22 protein-coding genes and 4 pseudogenes are annotated in these 17,373 nt (G+C 41.5%); 19 read left to right on the top strand and 7 right to left on the bottom strand.

Annotated features, from left to right (window positions below):
- Positions 1 to 47: 47 nt before the first annotated feature.
- Positions 48 to 317: a hypothetical protein gene (locus M5V91_RS19560; protein WP_009335487.1), complete on the bottom strand. Its 270-nt coding sequence runs from the start codon at positions 315 to 317 to the stop codon at positions 48 to 50.
- A 253-nt stretch (positions 318 to 570) separates the two neighbouring features.
- Between M5V91_RS19560 and M5V91_RS19555 the strand changes: the two genes are divergently transcribed.
- The 6 genes from M5V91_RS19555 (at position 571) to M5V91_RS30600 (ending at position 2,122) form a co-directional block, all read left to right on the top strand.
- Positions 571 to 1,023: a GNAT family N-acetyltransferase gene (locus M5V91_RS19555; RefSeq protein WP_071159689.1), complete on the top strand. Its 453-nt coding sequence runs from the start codon at positions 571 to 573 to the stop codon at positions 1,021 to 1,023.
- Positions 1,024 to 1,046: 23 nt separating this feature from the next.
- Positions 1,047 to 1,214 (top strand): hypothetical protein, encoded by a 168-nt coding sequence (locus tag M5V91_RS19550; RefSeq protein WP_009335485.1) that lies wholly within the window; start codon positions 1,047 to 1,049, stop codon positions 1,212 to 1,214.
- Between the two features lie 6 nt (positions 1,215 to 1,220).
- The gene (locus M5V91_RS19545) at positions 1,221 to 1,382 is read left to right on the top strand and encodes a hypothetical protein (protein ID WP_019381107.1); all 162 of its coding nucleotides are present in this window, start codon (positions 1,221 to 1,223) and stop codon (positions 1,380 to 1,382) included.
- An 82-nt stretch (positions 1,383 to 1,464) separates the two neighbouring features.
- Positions 1,465 to 1,605, top strand: coding sequence for a hypothetical protein (locus M5V91_RS19540; RefSeq protein ID WP_019381106.1), 141 nt, complete (start codon positions 1,465 to 1,467; stop codon positions 1,603 to 1,605).
- Positions 1,606 to 1,664: 59 nt separating this feature from the next.
- Positions 1,665 to 1,811, top strand: coding sequence for a hypothetical protein (locus M5V91_RS30605; RefSeq protein ID WP_306576776.1), 147 nt, complete (start codon positions 1,665 to 1,667; stop codon positions 1,809 to 1,811).
- A 74-nt stretch (positions 1,812 to 1,885) separates the two neighbouring features.
- Positions 1,886 to 2,122, top strand: a complete 237-nt coding sequence (locus tag M5V91_RS30600) for a DUF2798 domain-containing protein (protein ID WP_341000078.1) — start codon at positions 1,886 to 1,888, stop codon at positions 2,120 to 2,122.
- Between the two features lie 95 nt (positions 2,123 to 2,217).
- Here M5V91_RS30600 and M5V91_RS19530 read toward each other — a convergent pair whose 3' ends face one another.
- The 3 genes from M5V91_RS19530 to M5V91_RS19520 are packed head-to-tail and all read right to left on the bottom strand — an operon-like array spanning position 2,218 to position 3,639.
- On the bottom strand, positions 2,218 to 2,517 hold the full coding sequence (locus M5V91_RS19530; RefSeq protein WP_071159691.1) for a putative quinol monooxygenase: 300 nt from the start codon (positions 2,515 to 2,517) through the stop codon (positions 2,218 to 2,220).
- Between the two features lie 21 nt (positions 2,518 to 2,538).
- Positions 2,539 to 3,174 carry a nitroreductase family protein gene (locus M5V91_RS19525; protein WP_251175593.1) on the bottom strand — a complete coding sequence of 212 codons (636 nt, stop codon included), beginning with the start codon at positions 3,172 to 3,174 and terminating at the stop codon, positions 2,539 to 2,541.
- A 36-nt stretch (positions 3,175 to 3,210) separates the two neighbouring features.
- Positions 3,211 to 3,639 carry a MarR family winged helix-turn-helix transcriptional regulator gene (locus M5V91_RS19520; protein ID WP_009335482.1) on the bottom strand — a complete coding sequence of 143 codons (429 nt, stop codon included), beginning with the start codon at positions 3,637 to 3,639 and terminating at the stop codon, positions 3,211 to 3,213.
- Positions 3,640 to 4,131: 492 nt separating this feature from the next.
- On the opposite strand from M5V91_RS19520, the gene M5V91_RS19515 reads away from it, so the two are divergent.
- The 10 genes and pseudogenes from M5V91_RS19515 (at position 4,132) to M5V91_RS19470 (ending at position 12,304) form a co-directional block, all read left to right on the top strand.
- Positions 4,132 to 4,302, top strand: a complete 171-nt coding sequence (locus M5V91_RS19515) for a Fur-regulated basic protein FbpA (protein WP_251175592.1) — start codon at positions 4,132 to 4,134, stop codon at positions 4,300 to 4,302.
- Positions 4,303 to 4,411: 109 nt separating this feature from the next.
- A pseudogene (locus tag M5V91_RS19510) lies at positions 4,412 to 5,460 on the top strand (sulfate ABC transporter substrate-binding protein).
- A gap of 28 nt (positions 5,461 to 5,488) precedes the next feature.
- The gene (gene cysT, locus M5V91_RS19505; protein ID WP_251175614.1) at positions 5,489 to 6,334 is read left to right on the top strand and encodes a sulfate ABC transporter permease subunit CysT; all 846 of its coding nucleotides are present in this window, start codon (positions 5,489 to 5,491) and stop codon (positions 6,332 to 6,334) included.
- A gap of 75 nt (positions 6,335 to 6,409) precedes the next feature.
- Entirely contained in the window at positions 6,410 to 7,279 is an 870-nt protein-coding gene (cysW, locus tag M5V91_RS19500) for a sulfate ABC transporter permease subunit CysW (protein WP_251175590.1), read from the top strand.
- A 28-nt stretch (positions 7,280 to 7,307) separates the two neighbouring features.
- Positions 7,308 to 8,426: a sulfate/molybdate ABC transporter ATP-binding protein gene (locus M5V91_RS19495; RefSeq protein WP_251175589.1), complete on the top strand. Its 1,119-nt coding sequence runs from the start codon at positions 7,308 to 7,310 to the stop codon at positions 8,424 to 8,426.
- Positions 8,407 to 8,562: a YezD family protein gene (locus M5V91_RS19490; protein WP_197214080.1), complete on the top strand. Its 156-nt coding sequence runs from the start codon at positions 8,407 to 8,409 to the stop codon at positions 8,560 to 8,562. The genes M5V91_RS19495 and M5V91_RS19490 overlap by 20 nt, the downstream gene beginning before the upstream one ends.
- Before the next feature lie 90 nt (positions 8,563 to 8,652).
- The gene (gene ssuE, locus M5V91_RS19485; RefSeq protein ID WP_217034814.1) at positions 8,653 to 9,198 is read left to right on the top strand and encodes an NADPH-dependent FMN reductase; all 546 of its coding nucleotides are present in this window, start codon (positions 8,653 to 8,655) and stop codon (positions 9,196 to 9,198) included.
- 111 nt (positions 9,199 to 9,309) lie between these two features.
- Positions 9,310 to 10,078, top strand: a pseudogene (locus M5V91_RS19480) (ABC transporter ATP-binding protein).
- 14 nt (positions 10,079 to 10,092) lie between these two features.
- Positions 10,093 to 10,944 carry an ABC transporter permease gene (locus M5V91_RS19475; protein ID WP_251175587.1) on the top strand — a complete coding sequence of 284 codons (852 nt, stop codon included), beginning with the start codon at positions 10,093 to 10,095 and terminating at the stop codon, positions 10,942 to 10,944.
- Positions 10,945 to 10,963: 19 nt separating this feature from the next.
- Entirely contained in the window at positions 10,964 to 12,304 is a 1,341-nt protein-coding gene (locus tag M5V91_RS19470; RefSeq protein WP_251175586.1) for an LLM class flavin-dependent oxidoreductase, read from the top strand.
- A gap of 63 nt (positions 12,305 to 12,367) precedes the next feature.
- Here M5V91_RS19470 and M5V91_RS19465 read toward each other — a convergent pair.
- A pseudogene (locus M5V91_RS19465) lies at positions 12,368 to 13,281 on the bottom strand (aliphatic sulfonate ABC transporter substrate-binding protein).
- Positions 13,282 to 13,596: 315 nt separating this feature from the next.
- Positions 13,597 to 14,232 (bottom strand): class I SAM-dependent DNA methyltransferase, encoded by a 636-nt coding sequence (locus tag M5V91_RS19460; protein ID WP_284521445.1) that lies wholly within the window; start codon positions 14,230 to 14,232, stop codon positions 13,597 to 13,599.
- 249 nt (positions 14,233 to 14,481) lie between these two features.
- Here M5V91_RS19460 and M5V91_RS19455 point away from each other — a divergent pair, with 249 nt between their 5' ends.
- Together M5V91_RS19455 and M5V91_RS19450 are read left to right on the top strand one after the other, a co-directional pair.
- On the top strand, positions 14,482 to 15,408 hold the full coding sequence (locus M5V91_RS19455) for a PLP-dependent cysteine synthase family protein (protein ID WP_192908096.1): 927 nt from the start codon (positions 14,482 to 14,484) through the stop codon (positions 15,406 to 15,408).
- Complete coding sequence (locus tag M5V91_RS19450) at positions 15,405 to 16,532, top strand: bifunctional cystathionine gamma-lyase/homocysteine desulfhydrase (RefSeq protein WP_009335479.1); 1,128 nt, start codon at positions 15,405 to 15,407, stop codon at positions 16,530 to 16,532. Before M5V91_RS19455 ends, M5V91_RS19450 begins: the two co-directional genes overlap by 4 nt.
- A 62-nt stretch (positions 16,533 to 16,594) precedes the next feature.
- On the opposite strand, the pseudogene M5V91_RS19445 reads toward M5V91_RS19450, so the two are convergent.
- Positions 16,595 to 16,699 (bottom strand): annotated as a pseudogene (locus M5V91_RS19445) (DUF1259 domain-containing protein); the annotation flags it as partial.
- Between the two features lie 281 nt (positions 16,700 to 16,980).
- On the opposite strand from M5V91_RS19445, the gene M5V91_RS19440 reads away from it, so the two are divergent.
- Entirely contained in the window at positions 16,981 to 17,358 is a 378-nt protein-coding gene (locus M5V91_RS19440) for a hypothetical protein (protein ID WP_251175583.1), read from the top strand.
- The last annotated feature ends 15 nt before the right edge of the window (positions 17,359 to 17,373 follow it).

Genomic DNA, 17,373 nt, shown 5'->3' with positions numbered 1-17,373 from the left:
TCTTTATCTATTATTGATAATAATTATCAGTTTCATTCAAAAAAATTTTACCATGCTGATTCTTTTGTTTTTCGAAGAGGCGTCAGTTTTTTCATGTTCTTAAAGATTTTATAATGGGCAGTGCCTACTTTTTCTTCTACATAATCCAATGAATAATCACCCGATGGATCAGATAGCTCCCCAATCGCACGTGATAGGTCATCAATCACGGTTCTGTATGATTCATTCTTCTTATGGTCTTCCTTTGAATTCATTTCTACCATAATGTCGTGAGCAAGGCTTTGAATTCTTCGTAAACGAATTTGCTTCGCTGGCATATTATCGCATCCTCCCTTTTTTTACTGAATCAATATATTATATATGGCCTTTCCATAGAAAAAATAACTGAAATCCCAAGTGCGCATTTACTGGAATATTATAGTATAATGAGTGGGTGTTTATTTTTCTGACAATTTAGTAAAAGGAGGCGTTCATTATGCTAAATAAAACTTTAGTTACCATGGATAAAAATAAGGGGAGAACGCCTAATTAAAATCGCGTTTCCCCAAAATGTGAAAAGGGGAAATTTATATGAATACCGGCAAAGTGAGAATTGAAGAAGTAACAGCAGACAATTGGTATGATTGCTGTTTATTGGAGCTTTCAGAGGAACAAAAAGCTTACATGGAGCCGAATGCTGTTTCCATTGCGCAATCTAAATTTGAAACAGCGCTGAAACCGTATGTGATTTACTTGGAGGATAAAGCTGTCGGCTTCTTAATGTTTAATGCATGTATAGAGGAATTGGATGCTTACTGGATTTATCGGATTATGGTTGATAAGGCGCACCAATGCAAGGGAATAGGCAAAAAAGCGACTGAACTGATGATAGCGGAGATGGCGAAACTGCCGAATGCGAAAAAACTTGCAGTAGGCTACCATCCTGAGAATCTTGGGGCACACAAGCTTTATGCAAGTTTGGGGTTTGCGGATCATGGCCACCGTTTTGGGAAGGAAATGGCGGTTGTGAAAGATTTAGGCTAAAGAAAGAGGAGGGAAGAAGCAGAATGAAATTGGGAATGGCCCTGTTTATAGGAGGGCTGATTTTGCTAATGTCCGGCATCTTTCTGTCGGCCTATTGGGCAGCTGCCGGCAGTTTCATGGGGATCTTCGGAGGGATGATAATGGGAAGCTCTTCTTATTTCCTTGCGAAAACAGGGCAGAAGGCAGGTTAAGAGATAATGGAACTTATGATTTTTTTATTTGTTTTCTTTATTTTTTTGGCAATCAGTTCAGTAATGAATGTTTTATTTAAGATGACTGAAAAGAAGCATTGGGGCATTTCATTGCTGCTGAGCCTGGTGTTAGCTGTCATTTCCATTGCCATTTTGGGGATTAAATAGTGATTGAAACCGGGTACTTTTGTGTATAAAAATGCTTGGAAAACACAAACTTTAGGTATCCTATTACGAAAAGGTGATGAAAATGGATAAACAATATCATTTTGCCAAATTGTCCGACGGAGATCTGCAGCAGGTGCATAACCTGGAAAAGCAGTTAAGTGAGGAAAAGGGAGAAGAAGTCATTCTTATTGCTTATCATGATCAAAAAGAGAACAATAAATAAAAAGATTAGAAATCCTCATATTTGATTTAATATAATAATTAAGTCAGTGTGTAGAGATATTGGTTAACGAGGACTGGCTGCCTCAAAATGCAAAAGAAGGCATGTTATTTTTGTTGATCATTTCTGTCATTTCGGTAAACGCGATTGCACCGATTATTGTGGAAGTGGAACGCGGCTTCAGAAAAGAAACTATTTGGAAACCTTAAAGATTATTCCGTTTATGTGGGTGATCGTGGTCTTGCTTGTAAGGTTAGTGGCGGGACCATTAGCTGGCAGAATTATGCAAAGATTTTCAGGGCAAACGGACGGATTTAATGCCCGGATTTTATTGAATACTTCATTGAATGTGACCATTCTTTCTATTTTTTTAACCATACTAGGCACCTGGGTTGGTTCGAAACAAATAAGCCTGGAGCCGTTTCGAAATTTTTTCCACAGCTGGTTACGGAATTTCGGTGTTGCATTCTGGATTGAGCTATTGATTGCCCGGCCTATTGCAAGACTTGCAATGAAATAAATCCATGCCAGACAAACCAGCCAGGCAGGGATTGTAAATAAAATCGTTAAAAAACGCTTGGGATTTTATATCTCAAGCGTTTTCTTGCATATAATTTACTTTTTATCTGCAGGCTGTGCGTTAAACAATTTCACCTGAGGAGGTGCGGCAAAATATTGAGGGGCTTTCGCTGTAAAGGAGGTAAAATGTTCTGTCTGGTTGTGAAACTTTACAGCATCCATATCCTCCCATAATTCCACCATCGTATAGGACCCCTCTTTTTCTGTATCTTTTAAAAGGTCATAAGAGATATTGCCTTCTTCTGCCCTGGAAGCCTCAATCAGCGGACGGATTTCAGTCAGAAAGTCATTTTCTTTGTCAATTTGTATTTGGAACCCAGCATGAATAATGATCATGTTTGATTTCTCCTTTATGAGTTATTTCCACTCCGTGATATCTTCAACAGGCAGGCGGACAGATTTATAGCCCTGATCAGCGGCTTTGCCGATTGAGATAAGCATGACAGGATAGTAGCGTTCCTTGTCAAGATGGAATGCATCAGCTATGCGGTCTTTTTCATAGCCTCCAATTGGATTTGTATCATAGCCGTGGGCACGTGCTGCAAGCATTAGCTGCATGGATACGAGACCAGCATCAATAAGGTTCATTTCTTTCTTTTGTTCGAATGTCATGTTTTCCACTAAGCCCTTGATGGATGGCACCTGTTTGTCTCTTACATCAGCAGGCATATATCCTTTTTCAACAGCTGTATCATAAATTTTTTCAATGAATATTTCACTCTTCATATCAACAAAGACGGCAATGACAGCTGCTGATGTCTCTACTTGCCTTTGGTTGAATTTTGCAAGCGGTGCCAGTGTTTCTTTGCCTTCTTTTGAATCGATCACCACAAAGCGCCATGGCTGCAGGTTAACGGATGAAGGAGCCAAAGACGCTTCTTCCAGGATTTCTGCCATTTCTTCTCTGCTTATTTTGACTGTTTGGTCATAATTACGGATAGAACGGCGTCCTGTGATGATTTCCTTAAAGTCATTGATAACGGTTTTATTCATGAAGAACTCTCCTTTATGTTTTTCTGGATGTGAAAATTACAATTTATCAATATTTTCCTGGATGCGTGTGAGCATATTTAATAGTGTGCTTCGCTCAAGTTCCGAAAAGCCGTTCAGGATTTTGGAAATAAATCGCTGCTTTTCTTCGCAGTAAGCAGCAATCTTCGTTTTGCCTTCCTCTGTGAGGCTGACATAAGTAAAGCGATTATCTTCAGGATTTTTCCTGCGGATTACCATGCCTTTTTCTTCAAGCTGCTTAAGGTGTCTTGTGACAGCAGCATGATCAATATTCACTTTTTTCTGAAGCTCCCGCTGCGTAATTTCTTCCGCTTCAAAAAGCTCCCGAAGAATCTCAAGCCGTGACTGGCTGATGCCTGTACAGCGTTCAAACTTCGGCATTGTCTGCTTACTAAGCTCAAACAGCCGGGCGGCAATTAATTCTTCTTCCTTTGAACATTTGAACACAGCATCCCCGCCTTTTGTATAATTGATAGGTCAATGATTGATACGTCAATTACTATAATGTAAAATATTTTTAAAGTCAAATATATTAGCTGTTCGGGATTTTAACCTGATGCCCTCTGCTTACTTATAAGTAAAAAAAGCTAAATTGAGAAAAAGCAAAAAAAGGATTGACTTTTCTAAAAATTCATTGTAAATTCATTTCTAATAAGAACTTCAAATCAATAGCCGATTGGAAAACCAAAGGCCCTTCTGTTCCATAGGAACCGCAGGGTCTTTTTTTACACCCTTATTCCGAGTAATCCGCTGTATATTATAGGTATTACTTTCTTTCTGGGGGTGAATGGAAAAAAGAACTTTATGAGTAACATATGCAATAAAAACCTAGTAATATGATTGGAATTATATGTTTAATAAGAATTAGGATTGTTCGCTGATTGGTCAACCAAAAGCATTTGCAGCAGCTATTGATTGAGTAAATCAGGAGGGAGTCAGGTGTCAAAGCATTTAAGAAAGGCAGTTGAAGGCAGAAAGAGATATTTAATTAACAGTCTGATAAGTGCGGGAGTCTTTAAGAAAGGTGAGCACCAATTGTTTGCGTTAACCTTAACTGACCTTGAGCGGGAATACGCCAATAACCTGGCCAATCAGGGAGAGAAAGAGTGATGCCGAAGAGAATATGGAGCTGATCAGATAAACTGAAGGCCGGTGCTTAGTGAACTAAGCATGCGGTCTTTTTTTATAAGGACAATCAAAAGGGGAGATCTGGATGGGTATGAAGAATTCTTTTATAGGTTTATTGGCAGCAGGTTTGCTGGTTTTGACTTTTATTACAGGATGCAGTCAGGAAAGCGGTGGAAAAGCAGAGAGTGAAGGCAGCTCAGGCAAGGATCCGATAGAACTTTTGAATGTTTCCTACGATCCGACACGAGAGCTTTATCAGGAATTCAATCAGGAGTTTATCAAGTATTGGAAGGAAGAAACCGGGCAGGACGTGACGATTCAACAGTCACATGGCGGTTCCGGAAAGCAGGCAAGATCGGTCATTGACGGGCTGGAAGCGGATGTGGTAACTTTGGCGCTTGCCTATGATATTGATGAAATTGCCAATAAGCGGGGAATCATCGAAAAAGACTGGCAGAAAAGGCTGAATGATAATTCTACTCCTTACACATCCACAATTGTCTTTTTGGTCAGAAAAGGGAATCCAAAAAATATTCAAGATTGGGATGACCTGATTAGGGAAGATGTTTCGGTTATTACACCTAATCCGAAAACATCAGGAGGAGCAAGATGGAATTATCTTGCGGCATGGGCCTATGCGAGCAAGCAGTTTAATGGAGACGAAAAGCAGATCAAAGACTTTGTGAAGAATTTATATCAGAATGTTGAGGTTCTTGATTCAGGGGCACGTGATTCAACGAATACATTTGTTCAGCGGGAAATAGGAGATGTTCTTATAGCTTGGGAAAATGAAGCCTATTTATCCATCAATGAGCTTGGAAAAGACAAATTTGAAATTGTGAATCCATCGATCAGTATTCTTGCGGAGCCTCCAGTAGCAATCGTGGATAAAATAGCCGAGAAAAAGGAACGGCTGAAGCAGCCGAAGCTTATTTAAAGTATTTATACAGTGAAACCGGACAGGAAATTGCAGCAAAGAACTATTACAGACCGAGAAATACTGAAGTGCTGAAGAAATATGGCGATCAGTTTGCTGATATTGAATTCGTTACCGTAGATGAAGAATTTGGAGGCTGGCAAAAAGCACAGGAAACCCACTTTAATGATGGCGGGACATTTGATGAGATCTATCTCCAATAAACAGCATGAGAATGAGAGGATTCAGGTGATGGGGTTGAGAATATCAAAAAGAACAGACTTCAAAAAATATAGCGTACTGCCGGGCTTCGGCTTAACAATGGGCTACACCATGCTTTATCTTAGTATTTTAGTTTTATTGCCGCTGTCCATGATCATCTTTTATAGTTCGCAAATGGGCTGGACTAAATTTTGGAACACGGTGCTGGATCCAAGAGTAGTGGCCTCCTACAAGCTGAGTTTTGGTGCGTCTTTGGCAGCTGGTTTAATTAATATGGTATTTGGTGTTCTCCTGGCCTGGGTTCTGGTCAGATATTCTTTTCCAGGCAAAAAGATCATTGATGGTCTTGTAGATTTGCCCTTTGCTCTTCCGACGGCAGTTGCAGGTATCGCCCTGACAACTGTATATGCACCTAATGGATGGATTGGAAGTCTGCTGGGATTTAAGGTGGTTTTTACGCCAGTCGGGGTGGTAATTGCCCTGACATTTATTGGGCTTCCATTCGTAGTAAGAATGGTGCAGCCTGTCCTGCAAAGTCTTGAAAAAGAGGTGGAGGAAGCTTCTGCCTCCCTTGGAGCAAGCCGCTTCCAGACTTTCAGAAAAATCATTTTCCCGGAATTGCTGCCGGCTGCACTTGCAGGGTTCACCCTTGCCTTTGCAAGGTCTCTTGGGGAATATGGGTCAGTCGTTTTTATTTCGGGAAACATGCCCATGAAAACCGAAATCACGCCACTGCTGATTATGACGAAACTTGAGCAATATGATTATGCAGGTGCTACAGCCATTGCTGCTGTCATGCTGGTCGTGTCGTTTATGCTGTTATTTATTATCAACTTTATTCAATGGTGGACGAACAGAAAGTTTATTTCGCATTAGGTATAGAAGACGACCGTTTTAAGTGACTTTCCGGCTGCTGCCGTTTTGATTTTTTTAAAAGAAAGGGGTGGTGAAATGGGCGGGAATATACCATTGAATTTTCCGAGTACTCCGCTTGGGAGTCCTAGAGAAGCAAAGGATCCCAGGTGGGTTCAATGGCTGTTAATCAGCTTTGCCTTAACATTTTTGGGGTTGTTTCTGATCTTGCCGCTGGTCACGGTTTTTGTTCAGGCTTTTGAAAAGGGATTTGCGGTTTATCTGGAGGCAATTACGAATCCGGAAGCATTATCCGCGATTAAGCTTACCCTTTTGGTAGCGATTATTGCTGTTCCGCTGAATGCCGTCTTTGGAATCATGGCAGCCTGGGCAATAACCAAGTTTCATTTTAAAGGAAAGAACCTGCTTATCACGCTAATTGATCTTCCGTTCGCTGTTTCTCCCGTAATTGCCGGCTTAATTTTCGTCTTGCTGTTTGGCTCCCAGGGAATTTTCGGGGAATGGCTTTTTGAGAGGGATATCAAAATAATTTTTGCTGTGCCTGGTATTGTACTTGCGACGATCTTTGTAACGATTCCCTTTATTGCCAGGGAATTGATCCCGCTTATGCAAGCGCAGGGAACGGCAGAGGAGGAAGCATCGATCACTCTTGGGGCAGGAGGGTGGAAGACATTTTGGCATGTGACCCTGCCTAATATCAAATGGGCTCTTCTTTACGGCATGATTCTCTGCAATGCGCGTGCCATTGGAGAGTTTGGAGCGGTTTCGGTCGTATCCGGCCATATAAGGGGGCTAACCAACTCAATGCCCCTGCATATCGAAATCCTATATGGCGAATACCAATTCGCTGCTGCGTTTGCTGTTGCTTCTTTAATGTCGATAATGGCCATATTCACACTTATTATAAAAAACATTCTGGAATGGCATGGAAAAAACAGAAGAGCATAGAAATCATAGAAGGTAGGGGGATTTCAGAATGAGTATCGTTATAAATTCCGTTTCCAAAGCTTTTGGGACTTTTCAGGCATTGGAAAAAATCAATCTTGAAATCCATACAGGAGAGCTGGTTGCCTTATTAGGCCCCTCGGGTTCAGGGAAGACCTCCCTGCTGCGGGTTATTGCCGGTTTAGAGGCAGCTGACAAGGGTTCTATATTTTTTGATAGTGAGAACATTACCGGCATTAATGCTAAAGAACGAAAAGTCGGATTTGTCTTCCAGCATTATGCACTGTTTCGCCATATGACGGTATTTGATAATGTCGCTTATGGGCTGAAAGTAAGGCCAAGGAAAGAACGGCCGGGCAAAAAAGAAATTGAGATTAAAATTCATGAGCTGCTGGAGCTTGTAAAGCTGAAGGACTTGGCAAATCGTTATCCTGCCCAGCTGTCAGGAGGACAGCGACAGAGGGTTGCTCTTGCAAGAGCTTTGGCGGTTGAACCTAAGGTGCTTTTATTGGATGAACCGTTTGGAGCTCTTGATGCAAAGGTCAGAAAAGAGTTGAGAAGGTGGCTGAGAAGACTCCATGATGAATTCCAGATTTCAAGCATATTTGTTACACATGATCAGGAAGAGGCATTGGATGTTGCTGACAAGATTGTCGTGATGAATCAGGGGAAAATCGAGCAAATTGGGACACCGGAGGAAGTATATGATAATCCTCAGACTCCCTTCGTATATGACTTTTTAGGGAGCGTCAATTTATTCAGGGGAAGGCTGAAAAATGGAAAGCTGAACCAAGGTGATGTGGCTTTGGAAATTCCAGATTGGGAAGGCTTAGATAACCTGGAGGCAGTAGGCTACGCAAGGCCGCATGATATCAGCATCAGCAGAGAAGGATCAAATGATGATGCAGTGCTTGCTACCATATCCCATTTGCATATCGTTGGGCCAATTGTGCAAATAGAACTTATCAGGAAAGACACCAATGATTATCTGGAGGCCGAAATTCCAAAAGAAAAGTATCGCAGGCTGGGATTGAATGCAGGAGAAGAAGTATTCATTAAACCAAAGCAGCTCAAAATCTTCACACCTGAAGATTTATCATTTAATTTATTTAAGGAAGGGAGTATGTACAATGGCAAAAATCACGCCTGAGTATGAAAAGTATATTTTATCTTCTATTAAGGATATTGAATATGGGTCAGTCGTCATTACCCTTCATGCAGGGAAAGTGGCGCAAGTGGAAATAACTGAAAAAATACGTGTAGAGTCTAATAATGGGAAGAGATGATGTTTATTTTTGGATTTATTCCTAGTTTGTTTATAGGTATTGTAGGATATTGTTGTGTAGAAATAAATCAAAGAAAGGATGGCGGCGGTTATGAGCTATTATATTGCCATATCGGGAAGTCCATCTTCCGTATCAAGGTCTTCCATACTTGTAAACTATTTGCTGAAAGAATCTGCTAAACAAGGGATTTCTGTAAAGGAATACTCTGTACTTGATTTTCCTGCCAATGTCCTGATTGAAGGACGGTATGACCATTCTTCCATTAAAAAGCTTTCTGAAGAAATAAAGGAAGCAAGCGGCATCATTATTGTATCTCCAGTATATAAAGCTGCTTATACAGGTGCACTGAAAGCATTGCTGGATAGTCTTCCTCAAGACTCTTTTAAAAATAAGCCTGTTTTTCCATTAATGGTTGGAGGAAGTCCTGCCCATCTGCTGGCAATTGATTATTCCTTAAAGCCTTTATTGGCTGCCCTAAGCGCCCAGACGATCTTAAAAGGGGTGTATCTCACCGATCAATATGTGGATAAAGAAGATTTCGAAAATCCGATAAAAAATGAGGAGGTGCTTGAAAAAGTTACAGATCAGCTTAAGCAGTTAGTAAACATCTCCCAAAATAAAAAAGCTGTATTATAGCAAACAGTCATTCGACCGGACTCCCGGAGAAGACACGATTTCTATTTTCATAGAACGTGTCTTTTTTTATTTAAACTGGCAGGTGGAAATTTTAAAGGAGGGAAATTTCAAATGGCTTTTTTAGAGATCAGTCATTTAGACAAGACGTTTCATTCAGAAAAAGGAGAAGTTCAGGCATTAAAGGATATTCATTTAGATGTTGAAAATGGTGAATTGATTACGATTATAGGGCCCAGCGGGTGCGGGAAAAGCACATTGCTGCAAATCATTGCCGGTCTGGATAATGATGTGGCAGGTATTGTGAAGATTGACGGGAAGGAAGTAAAGGGCCCCAGTATTGATAAGGGCTTTATATTTCAGGAGCCAAGGCTGTTTCCCTGGCATACGGTTGAGAAGAATATTGCATCTAATTTCACATTAAGAAATAAGGAAGTGAAGGAAAAGGTAAAAGAATTAATTGAACTGGTTAAATTGGATGAGTTCGCCAAGGCCTATCCAAGAGAGCTTTCCGGGGAATGGCGCAAAGAGCTGCTATAGCCCGTGCCCTTTTGCGTAACCCTAAGGTATTGCTTCTGGATGAACCGTTTGGTGCTCTTGATGCGTTTACCAGGTCCCATATGCAGGATGTTCTTCTGGATATTTGGCAAAAAAATAGAACCACCATGCTTTTTGTTACCCATGATATAGATGAAGCTATTTATCTTGCAGACCGGGTAGTAATCATGAATGCAAGACCGGGATCCATTCAAAAAGCGGTAAAAATTGGTTTGCCTCATCCAAGGAAAAATCAAATAAATCGTTTCAGGAATTTCGCCAGCTTATTTTAAATGAATTTGAAAAGACAGATGAACTTGAATTAATAGATCGAGCAGGAATCTAGCGGAGGTGTATGGATTGAATAATAAAGCAGACTGGGCACACCCGACGGCATTAGAACAGGGCAAAGAGAAATTGAGAATAAAAGAATTAAAGGGAAGTAGTGATAAAAAATTGGGCGTGTTCTTAAGAGGGATGATATTTCCGTTTCTTGTACTGCTCATCTGGGAATTTGCCGGCTATTATCATCTAATCTCGGAAGCACTCCTGCCAAGGCCAAGCAGCATTTTCAGCTCATTTATTGAGCTGCTGACTGCAGGCAATCTTCTTTACCATTTTAAAGTCAGCTTTCTGCGGGCATTGGGAGGCTTTCTCATTGGAGGAACCCTTGGATTGCTTGCTGGTTTAGCTGTCGGCTTTTCCAGCAAGGTGGAGCATACGCTGGATCCGACGCTGCAAATGCTTCGGACCATTCCGACTCTGGCAGTCATTCCGCTGTTTATCTTGTGGTTTGGTTTTGGTGAAGTCTCCAAGGTGCTTCTTATCGCAAAAGGAGCTTTCTTTCCGCTCTATGTCAATGCTTTCCTTGGCATACGCAGTGTGGATGCAAAATTGTTTGATGTTGCAAGGGTGCTTGAATTCAGCAGATGGAAGCAAATCACGAATTTGATCCTTCCTTCGGCCCTACCTAATATCCTGCTGGGGTTTCGCCTTGCATTAGGTGCAGCATGGCTGGCGCTGGTCGCTGCGGAACTCATGGGGTCAAGTGAAGGTATCGGATATTTAATTACGGATGCCAGACAATTTTCACAGACAACGGTTGTATTTGCAGGAATTATTATTTTCGCTGTATTTGGAAAGGCTTCGGATTCGTTTGTAAGATACTTTGAAAGAAAATGGCTTAAATGGCGGGAGAGCTATAAAGGCTAAAAAATGGAGGCGGGATAGAATGGGAAATCGTAAAATGAACCTGAATTTATTTTTAACAAGCATGGGACACCATGAGGCCGCATGGAGGCACCCTTCATCAGATCCAGAGCGGGCATATGATATCTCTTATTATCTGGAGATTGTTCAAAAAGCGGAAGAAGCAAAGCTGGATTCTATTTTTCTGTCAGACAGATATTCGGTATCGACAAGTGCTGTCAAGTACGGAGAGTTGGGCGGTGGAGGTTTTGAGCCTCTCACTCTATTATCCGCCTTGTCCGCTGCAACCAAAAAAATCGGACTGATCGCAACGGTCTCGACTACTTTTAATGAGCCCTTCAATGTGGCCAGAAGATTTTCTTCTCTGGATCATTTAAGCAAAGGCCGTGCAGGCTGGAATGTGATCACGTCAGGAACGGATGCAGAAGCAAATAACTTTAATCTCGAAAAAATACCAGAACACAGGGAGCGCTATAAGCGTGCCAAAGAATTTGTGGAAGTGACTAAAAAATTATGGGACAGCTGGGAAGAAGGGGCGTTAGTAAGGGACAAAGAAGCGGGGATTTATTCCTTGAGTGATAAAGTGCATGAAATCGGCCACAAGGGCAGCTATTATTCGGTAAAGGGACCGTTAAACAGCCCAAGATCTCCGCAGGGGCAACCTGTCATTGTACAGGCCGGCTCATCGAAAACTGGCATTGATTTCGCCGCTCAATTCGCAGAAGTGGTTTTTACAGCACAGCAGTCCCTTTCTGAAGCACAAGCATTTTACAAAGCATTAAAAACGAGGGCTGCTGAGTTTGGACGAAATCCGGAGAATGTCATCATCCTTCCGGGCATTTGCCCTATAATAGGTGCAACAGAAGAAGAAGCGAGAGAAAAAGAAACAGAGCTTCATAATTTGACCAATCCTGAGTATAGTCTATTGCAGCTTTCCAATCGTATTGGCATTGACTTAACAGGCTATCCATTGGATGGACCGCTGCCCGAACTGCCTGAAATCCAGCAGATTCAAGGGCATCAGAGCCGAACCAAACTTATCCAGGATCTGGCTAAAAAAGAGAATCTGACCATTAGACAATTGCTTCTCAGGCTTGCTGGAGGCAGGGGTCATTATACGATTGCCGGGACAGCTGAGCAGATAGCGGATGAACTTCAGCTATGGTTTGAAAATGGGGGTGCTGATGGATTTAACATCATGCCTCAGCTAATGAGTGAAGGCTTTTCAGATTTTGTTCAATACGTTATTCCGCTTCTTCAAAATAGAGGCCTTTTTAGAACAGAATATACAAGTGATACCCTGCGAGGCAATCTTGGGCTGCCCTTTCCTGACTTAGTTCAAAATGTTGATCCAGCAGGATAAGCTAAAGAAGAATCCCGCTCAGATTAAATGAAGCGGGGTTCTTTTCTTTGTTTTAATGAATAGTTATTTGTATTCTTTTAAGACTTTTTCAATATAGGAGTTATCAACAACTTCAGAAACATTGATTTCTTTGTTGATTCCTCCCAATTCTAATAGAAGTGCAGCAGACTCCTGCTGGGTCCCCACAATTTCCGGACTGATTGGTGTATTGGCCGGAACGGAGTTTTCCAGCACTCTCGCAATAACTTCTTTATCCGTATTCTTCAGATCTGCATATATTTCGATTGCCTCCTCTTTGTTCTCAAGCTGCCATCTTGTTGCTTTTTCCGTTACCTTAAGATAAAGTTCCACTAGTTCAGGATGTTCTTTTGCGAATTGTGTGCGGACAATTTGAAATCCGGGACTGAAGGTTCCGACTGTTTCACCATTTGCGATGACTTTTGCGCCGTTTTTGACCACTTGAATGGACTGATAAGGTTCCCAGATTGCCCATGCATCCACTTTCCCGGTTTCAAAAGCAGGCTGTGCTTCATCAGGCTGAAGCTGGATGATTTCCAATTCTGACGGCCTGATGTTTTCCTTTTCCAGAAGGCGGTAGAGTAGGCCAAATGCACTGCTTCCTTTTGCAACCGCCACTTTTTTCCTTTTAAATCCTTTACAGATGTAATAGGGCTGTCTTTAGGAACCAGAAGAGCATCCCCTCTTTCTCCGGTGCTGGCAACGGCAATCTCTTTAAAATCAATCCCGCCACTTTGTCCGGCAAGCACCGGAATATTTCCAACACGGCCAAAGTCTATGCGGTTAGATGCAATTGCTTCAAAGTAAGAAGGACCGCTTTGGAATTCCGCCCATTTTATTTTTACTCCTGTTTTCTCAAACTCTTCTTCAAACCAGCCTTTGTGCTTGGCTAATAGAATAGGCCAGATGCTTTGCTGGATTCCTATTGTAACGGTTAGGCCGTCTTCATTTTTTACCATCAGAATCGCTTCTTGTGCTTGCCGATTGTTCCTGGCATCCGGCCAGCCATCCGATCAGGAATACAAAAACAACAAAAGATTTTACATACTTCCAGCTATTCATTTTTCAATCCCCCTAAATGTTTTAAGTCTTAAACCCGATTTGTTTAATCTCACCCCCTTTTTTACACCGATAAACAACAAAGGCCCTGCGGAATAGCAAACAGCTATTCCGCAGGGCCTTCAGCAGACTGATCGGCAATATATTTTTGATAATTCAATCATAATTCTGATATTTCCTATTTGTCAAGTAGGATTTTTGGCGCGGTGATAGGATTATAATTTAATTGCGTGTATGAGCCATACAAACCGATTGAGCTGCTTAAACTCGACAGTAAACCCATTGGATTGAAAGATTTCATCCAATACTGGGATCGTTGTGTAATATTCCGTTTCCAGATCCTGTGCTAGGCTGAGAAAATGCATCCTTTTTGCTTCTTCGATGACAGCCTGTTTATTCTCATTACTTTTAAAGACGGTATCTGCAAAAATCACTTTGCCGCCAATTGAAAGCAAAGAACTGTATTTTGTGATGGCTTCAGCTTTTTCGGTGTCCTTTAAATGATGAAAAGCGTAAGTACAAACGAAGGCATCTACGGGACCAATTATTTGGAAGTCCAGAAAATCACCATTTAATAACGGAACATTTGGCAATTTTTTCCCTGCTATATCCCTCATGGCTGCAGAAGGTTCAATTCCAGTTACATTAGCTCCTTTTTCCAAGAGTTTCTGTGTTAAATTGCCAGTGCCTACACCAAATTCAATTACATTCCCGTTCACATGATTGGCAACCTCTTGAAGGATATGTTCATAATTCAAAAACACCTCTTGATATTCAAGGTCTTTACCCGTTACAGCCTGATCATAGGATTCTGCCCAGTGGTCAAACAAATCTACAAATTCACGGCCCATTGTAAAAATCACTCCTTTTAATTCTTATAATACTTATTGGTATAGTATGAATAAATATCTAACTTGGCAACTTTGCAACTTGCCTTATTTCTCAGTTGCCAGCTGATTTTTCAGCTGATAATTGACAAAAAAACATTTAAAACATACTATACAAGTAGGAATAATAAGAATTAAAGGAAACATAAGTAAAATCCAAAAAACGCTATGGAGAAGAGTAACCATTCTTTCTGAAAAACAGAGGTGCTGACGATGAATTATTACAGCAGTGTGAAGGAACTGATTGGGCATACCCCTCTTGTGAAAATCAAACACTACGCTGTTCCGCATGGAGTAAATGTTTTCGCTAAGCTTGAATATTTTAACCCCGGCGGCAGTGTAAAGGATCGGTTAGGACAAAAGCTGATTCAGACAGCGATTGAGGATGGGCTGCTTCCGGAAGATGGGGCTGTAATTGAACCGACTGCAGGGAATACCGGGATCGGCTTAGCGCTGGCTGCTATTGGAACGAAGATCAAAATCATCTGTGTCGTACCTCAAAAATTCAGCGTTGAAAAACAGGAACTAATGAAGGCGTTAGGGGCAGAAGTTATTAATACGCCGACTGAAGAGGGCATGGAAGGCGCTATTAAGAAGGCTGAGGAACTGCTGCTAAAGATTCCTAATTCCTATAGTCCTCAGCAATTCAGCAATGAAAATAACCCGCAAACGTATTATGAAACATTGGGACCTGAGATTTTCCAAGCGTTAGATGGGAAGATCGATATTTTTGCAGCAGGAGCAGGGACTGGCGGTACATTCATGGGCTGCGCCAGATATTTTAAAGAAAAGAATCCAAAGATAAAGACAGTTATCGTTGAACCTGAAGGATCCATTTTAAATGGCGGAAAGGCAGGGCCGCACCGAACAGAGGGAATCGGGATGGAGTTTTTGCCGCCGTATATGGAAATAGGTTTATTTGACGCCATTCATACCATTTCAGATAAAGATGCCTTTAAACGAGTTAAGGAGCTGGCATTATTGCAAGGATACTTAGTTGGAAGTTCGTCAGGAGCTGCTTTCGAAGCAGTATTGAGAGAAGCTGAGAACGCTGCGCCTGGCACGAATATTCTCACGATTTTTCCTGACAGCAGTGAGCGGTATTTAAGTAAATCTATTTATGAGGAGGATAAACAATGAGAAAGAAAACACAAATGATTCACGGCGGCATCTCCAGGGATGAACATACAGGTGCCGTCTCCATTCCTGTCCACCATGCCAGTACCTTTAAACAAGATGGTGTGGGCAATTTCATTTATGAGTATGCAAGAACCGGAAATCCGACAAGGCATGCACTGGAGGAATTAATAAAGGATTTGGAAGGCGGATACCGCGGGTTTGCTTTCGGTTCCGGCATGGCGGCTATCTCTTCTGTAATGCACTTATTTTCAACAGGAGATCATGTTATTTTCACAGATGATGTATATGGCGGGTCCTATCGATTAGTGACAAAGGTTCTGACGAAATATAATGTAGATGTAACCTTTGTGGATACAAGTGATTTGGCTGCTGTGGAAGCGGCGATCCAGGAAAATACAAAAGCCATTTATGTTGAAACGCCAACAAATCCATTGCTGAAGATTACAGACTTGGCCGGTATCTCCAAACTGGCAAAATCAAAGAATCTGCTAATGATTGTAGATAACACCTTCAGTACACCATATTGGCAAAATCCGATAGAACTGGGTGCTGATATAGTCCTCCATAGTGCCACCAAATATATAGGCGGACATAGTGATGTGGTTGCTGGGCTGGTTGTGGTGAATTCCGAACAGCTTGCTAGAGATATGCACTTCATCCAAAATTCAACCGGTGCTGTTCTGGGACCGCAGGACAGCTGGCTATTAATCAGGGGAATTCGGACACTGGCCATTCGGATGGAGGAAATTGAAGAAAATGCGAAAAGGGTGGCACATTTTCTTGCCAATCATCCACAGGTTTCAAAGATTTATTATCCAGGATTTAAAGATCATAAAGGCCATGACATTCACTTGCAGCAGGCACGGGGCTTTGGCGGAATGATTTCCTTTGATGCCGGAACCGGTGAAAAGGCAGAAGAGGTCCTTAAAAAAGTAAAATACTTTACCCTGGCAGAAAGTTTAGGCGCGGTGGAAAGTCTAATTTCCCTTCCAGCCAAAATGACACATGCATCGATACCGAGAGATCGCCGTCTGGAATTGGGAATAACAGACGGCCTGATCCGCATATCGGTTGGTCTGGAAGATGCCGAAGACTTGATTGAGGATTTGGAGTCAGCGCTATAAGGAAAAGCCCCATTTAGTTCAAATTCTAAATGGGGCTTGCGTATTTTTTTATTTGAAAATGATTAACTTCTTAACGCTCTTCTGACTTTCCTTGCAAAATTGATTGGATGATCAACATCCTGGATATTCACATAAATGAGGCTGGGCTGATCAAATAGCCACTCATTGTCCTGCCCCATTTATATTAGTACAAATTTTAAGTTATATATATGGTTAATGTGGTAATATAAGGTAAATAAAGGGGAGGTGATGTCACATCAAGCTTGCCCATGAAAAGGGTTTAATACCTAAGTTATTCAGCCTAAGTCTGATTTACATTTTAAGTGTAATCCCCATCAGCATCATTTGCGTTAACTTCATTCATAAATTCTACTTTTATCCTCAATTCTTCTTAGCATTTAGCACCTATAAACTTTCTTATGTGATCTTTAGTACAGGATTTTTTCTTTTGTTCGCTGTGGCTGGGACTTTTCTGTATTCCAGGGAAATGAATTCTTCAAAACGGCTGACTTTAACAGCTGTTTTCTTGTTCGGACTGTCTCTTTTCATATTCTATATGTCTTTTGATGTGTATGCCTATTTGGATGAAAACGGGATTCATATTAATTGCGCATCCACTATAAAGGCAGTTGAAAGCTATCAGTGGGAAGAGGTGAAATCGGTCACTCAGCTAAACAAGAGGGGGCTGCCGGCTCAGCTTGAAATTGCATTAGAGGATGACAAGAAAATTTTGCTGAATCTTCATTCAGACTGGTATGCAAAGAGAAGGGCGTTTTACGAAGTGCTTCCGGAATATGAGATTCCGCTTGATACAATGGAAAAATAAGTGCCTGTCACCTCA

This window comes from Cytobacillus pseudoceanisediminis (assembly GCF_023516215.1).
In the GTDB taxonomy this organism is placed as follows: domain Bacteria; phylum Bacillota; class Bacilli; order Bacillales; family Cytobacillaceae; genus Cytobacillus; species Cytobacillus pseudoceanisediminis.
The sequence above is the reverse complement of the archived record's forward strand: the minus strand, read 5'-3'. Positions and strand labels throughout refer to the sequence as shown.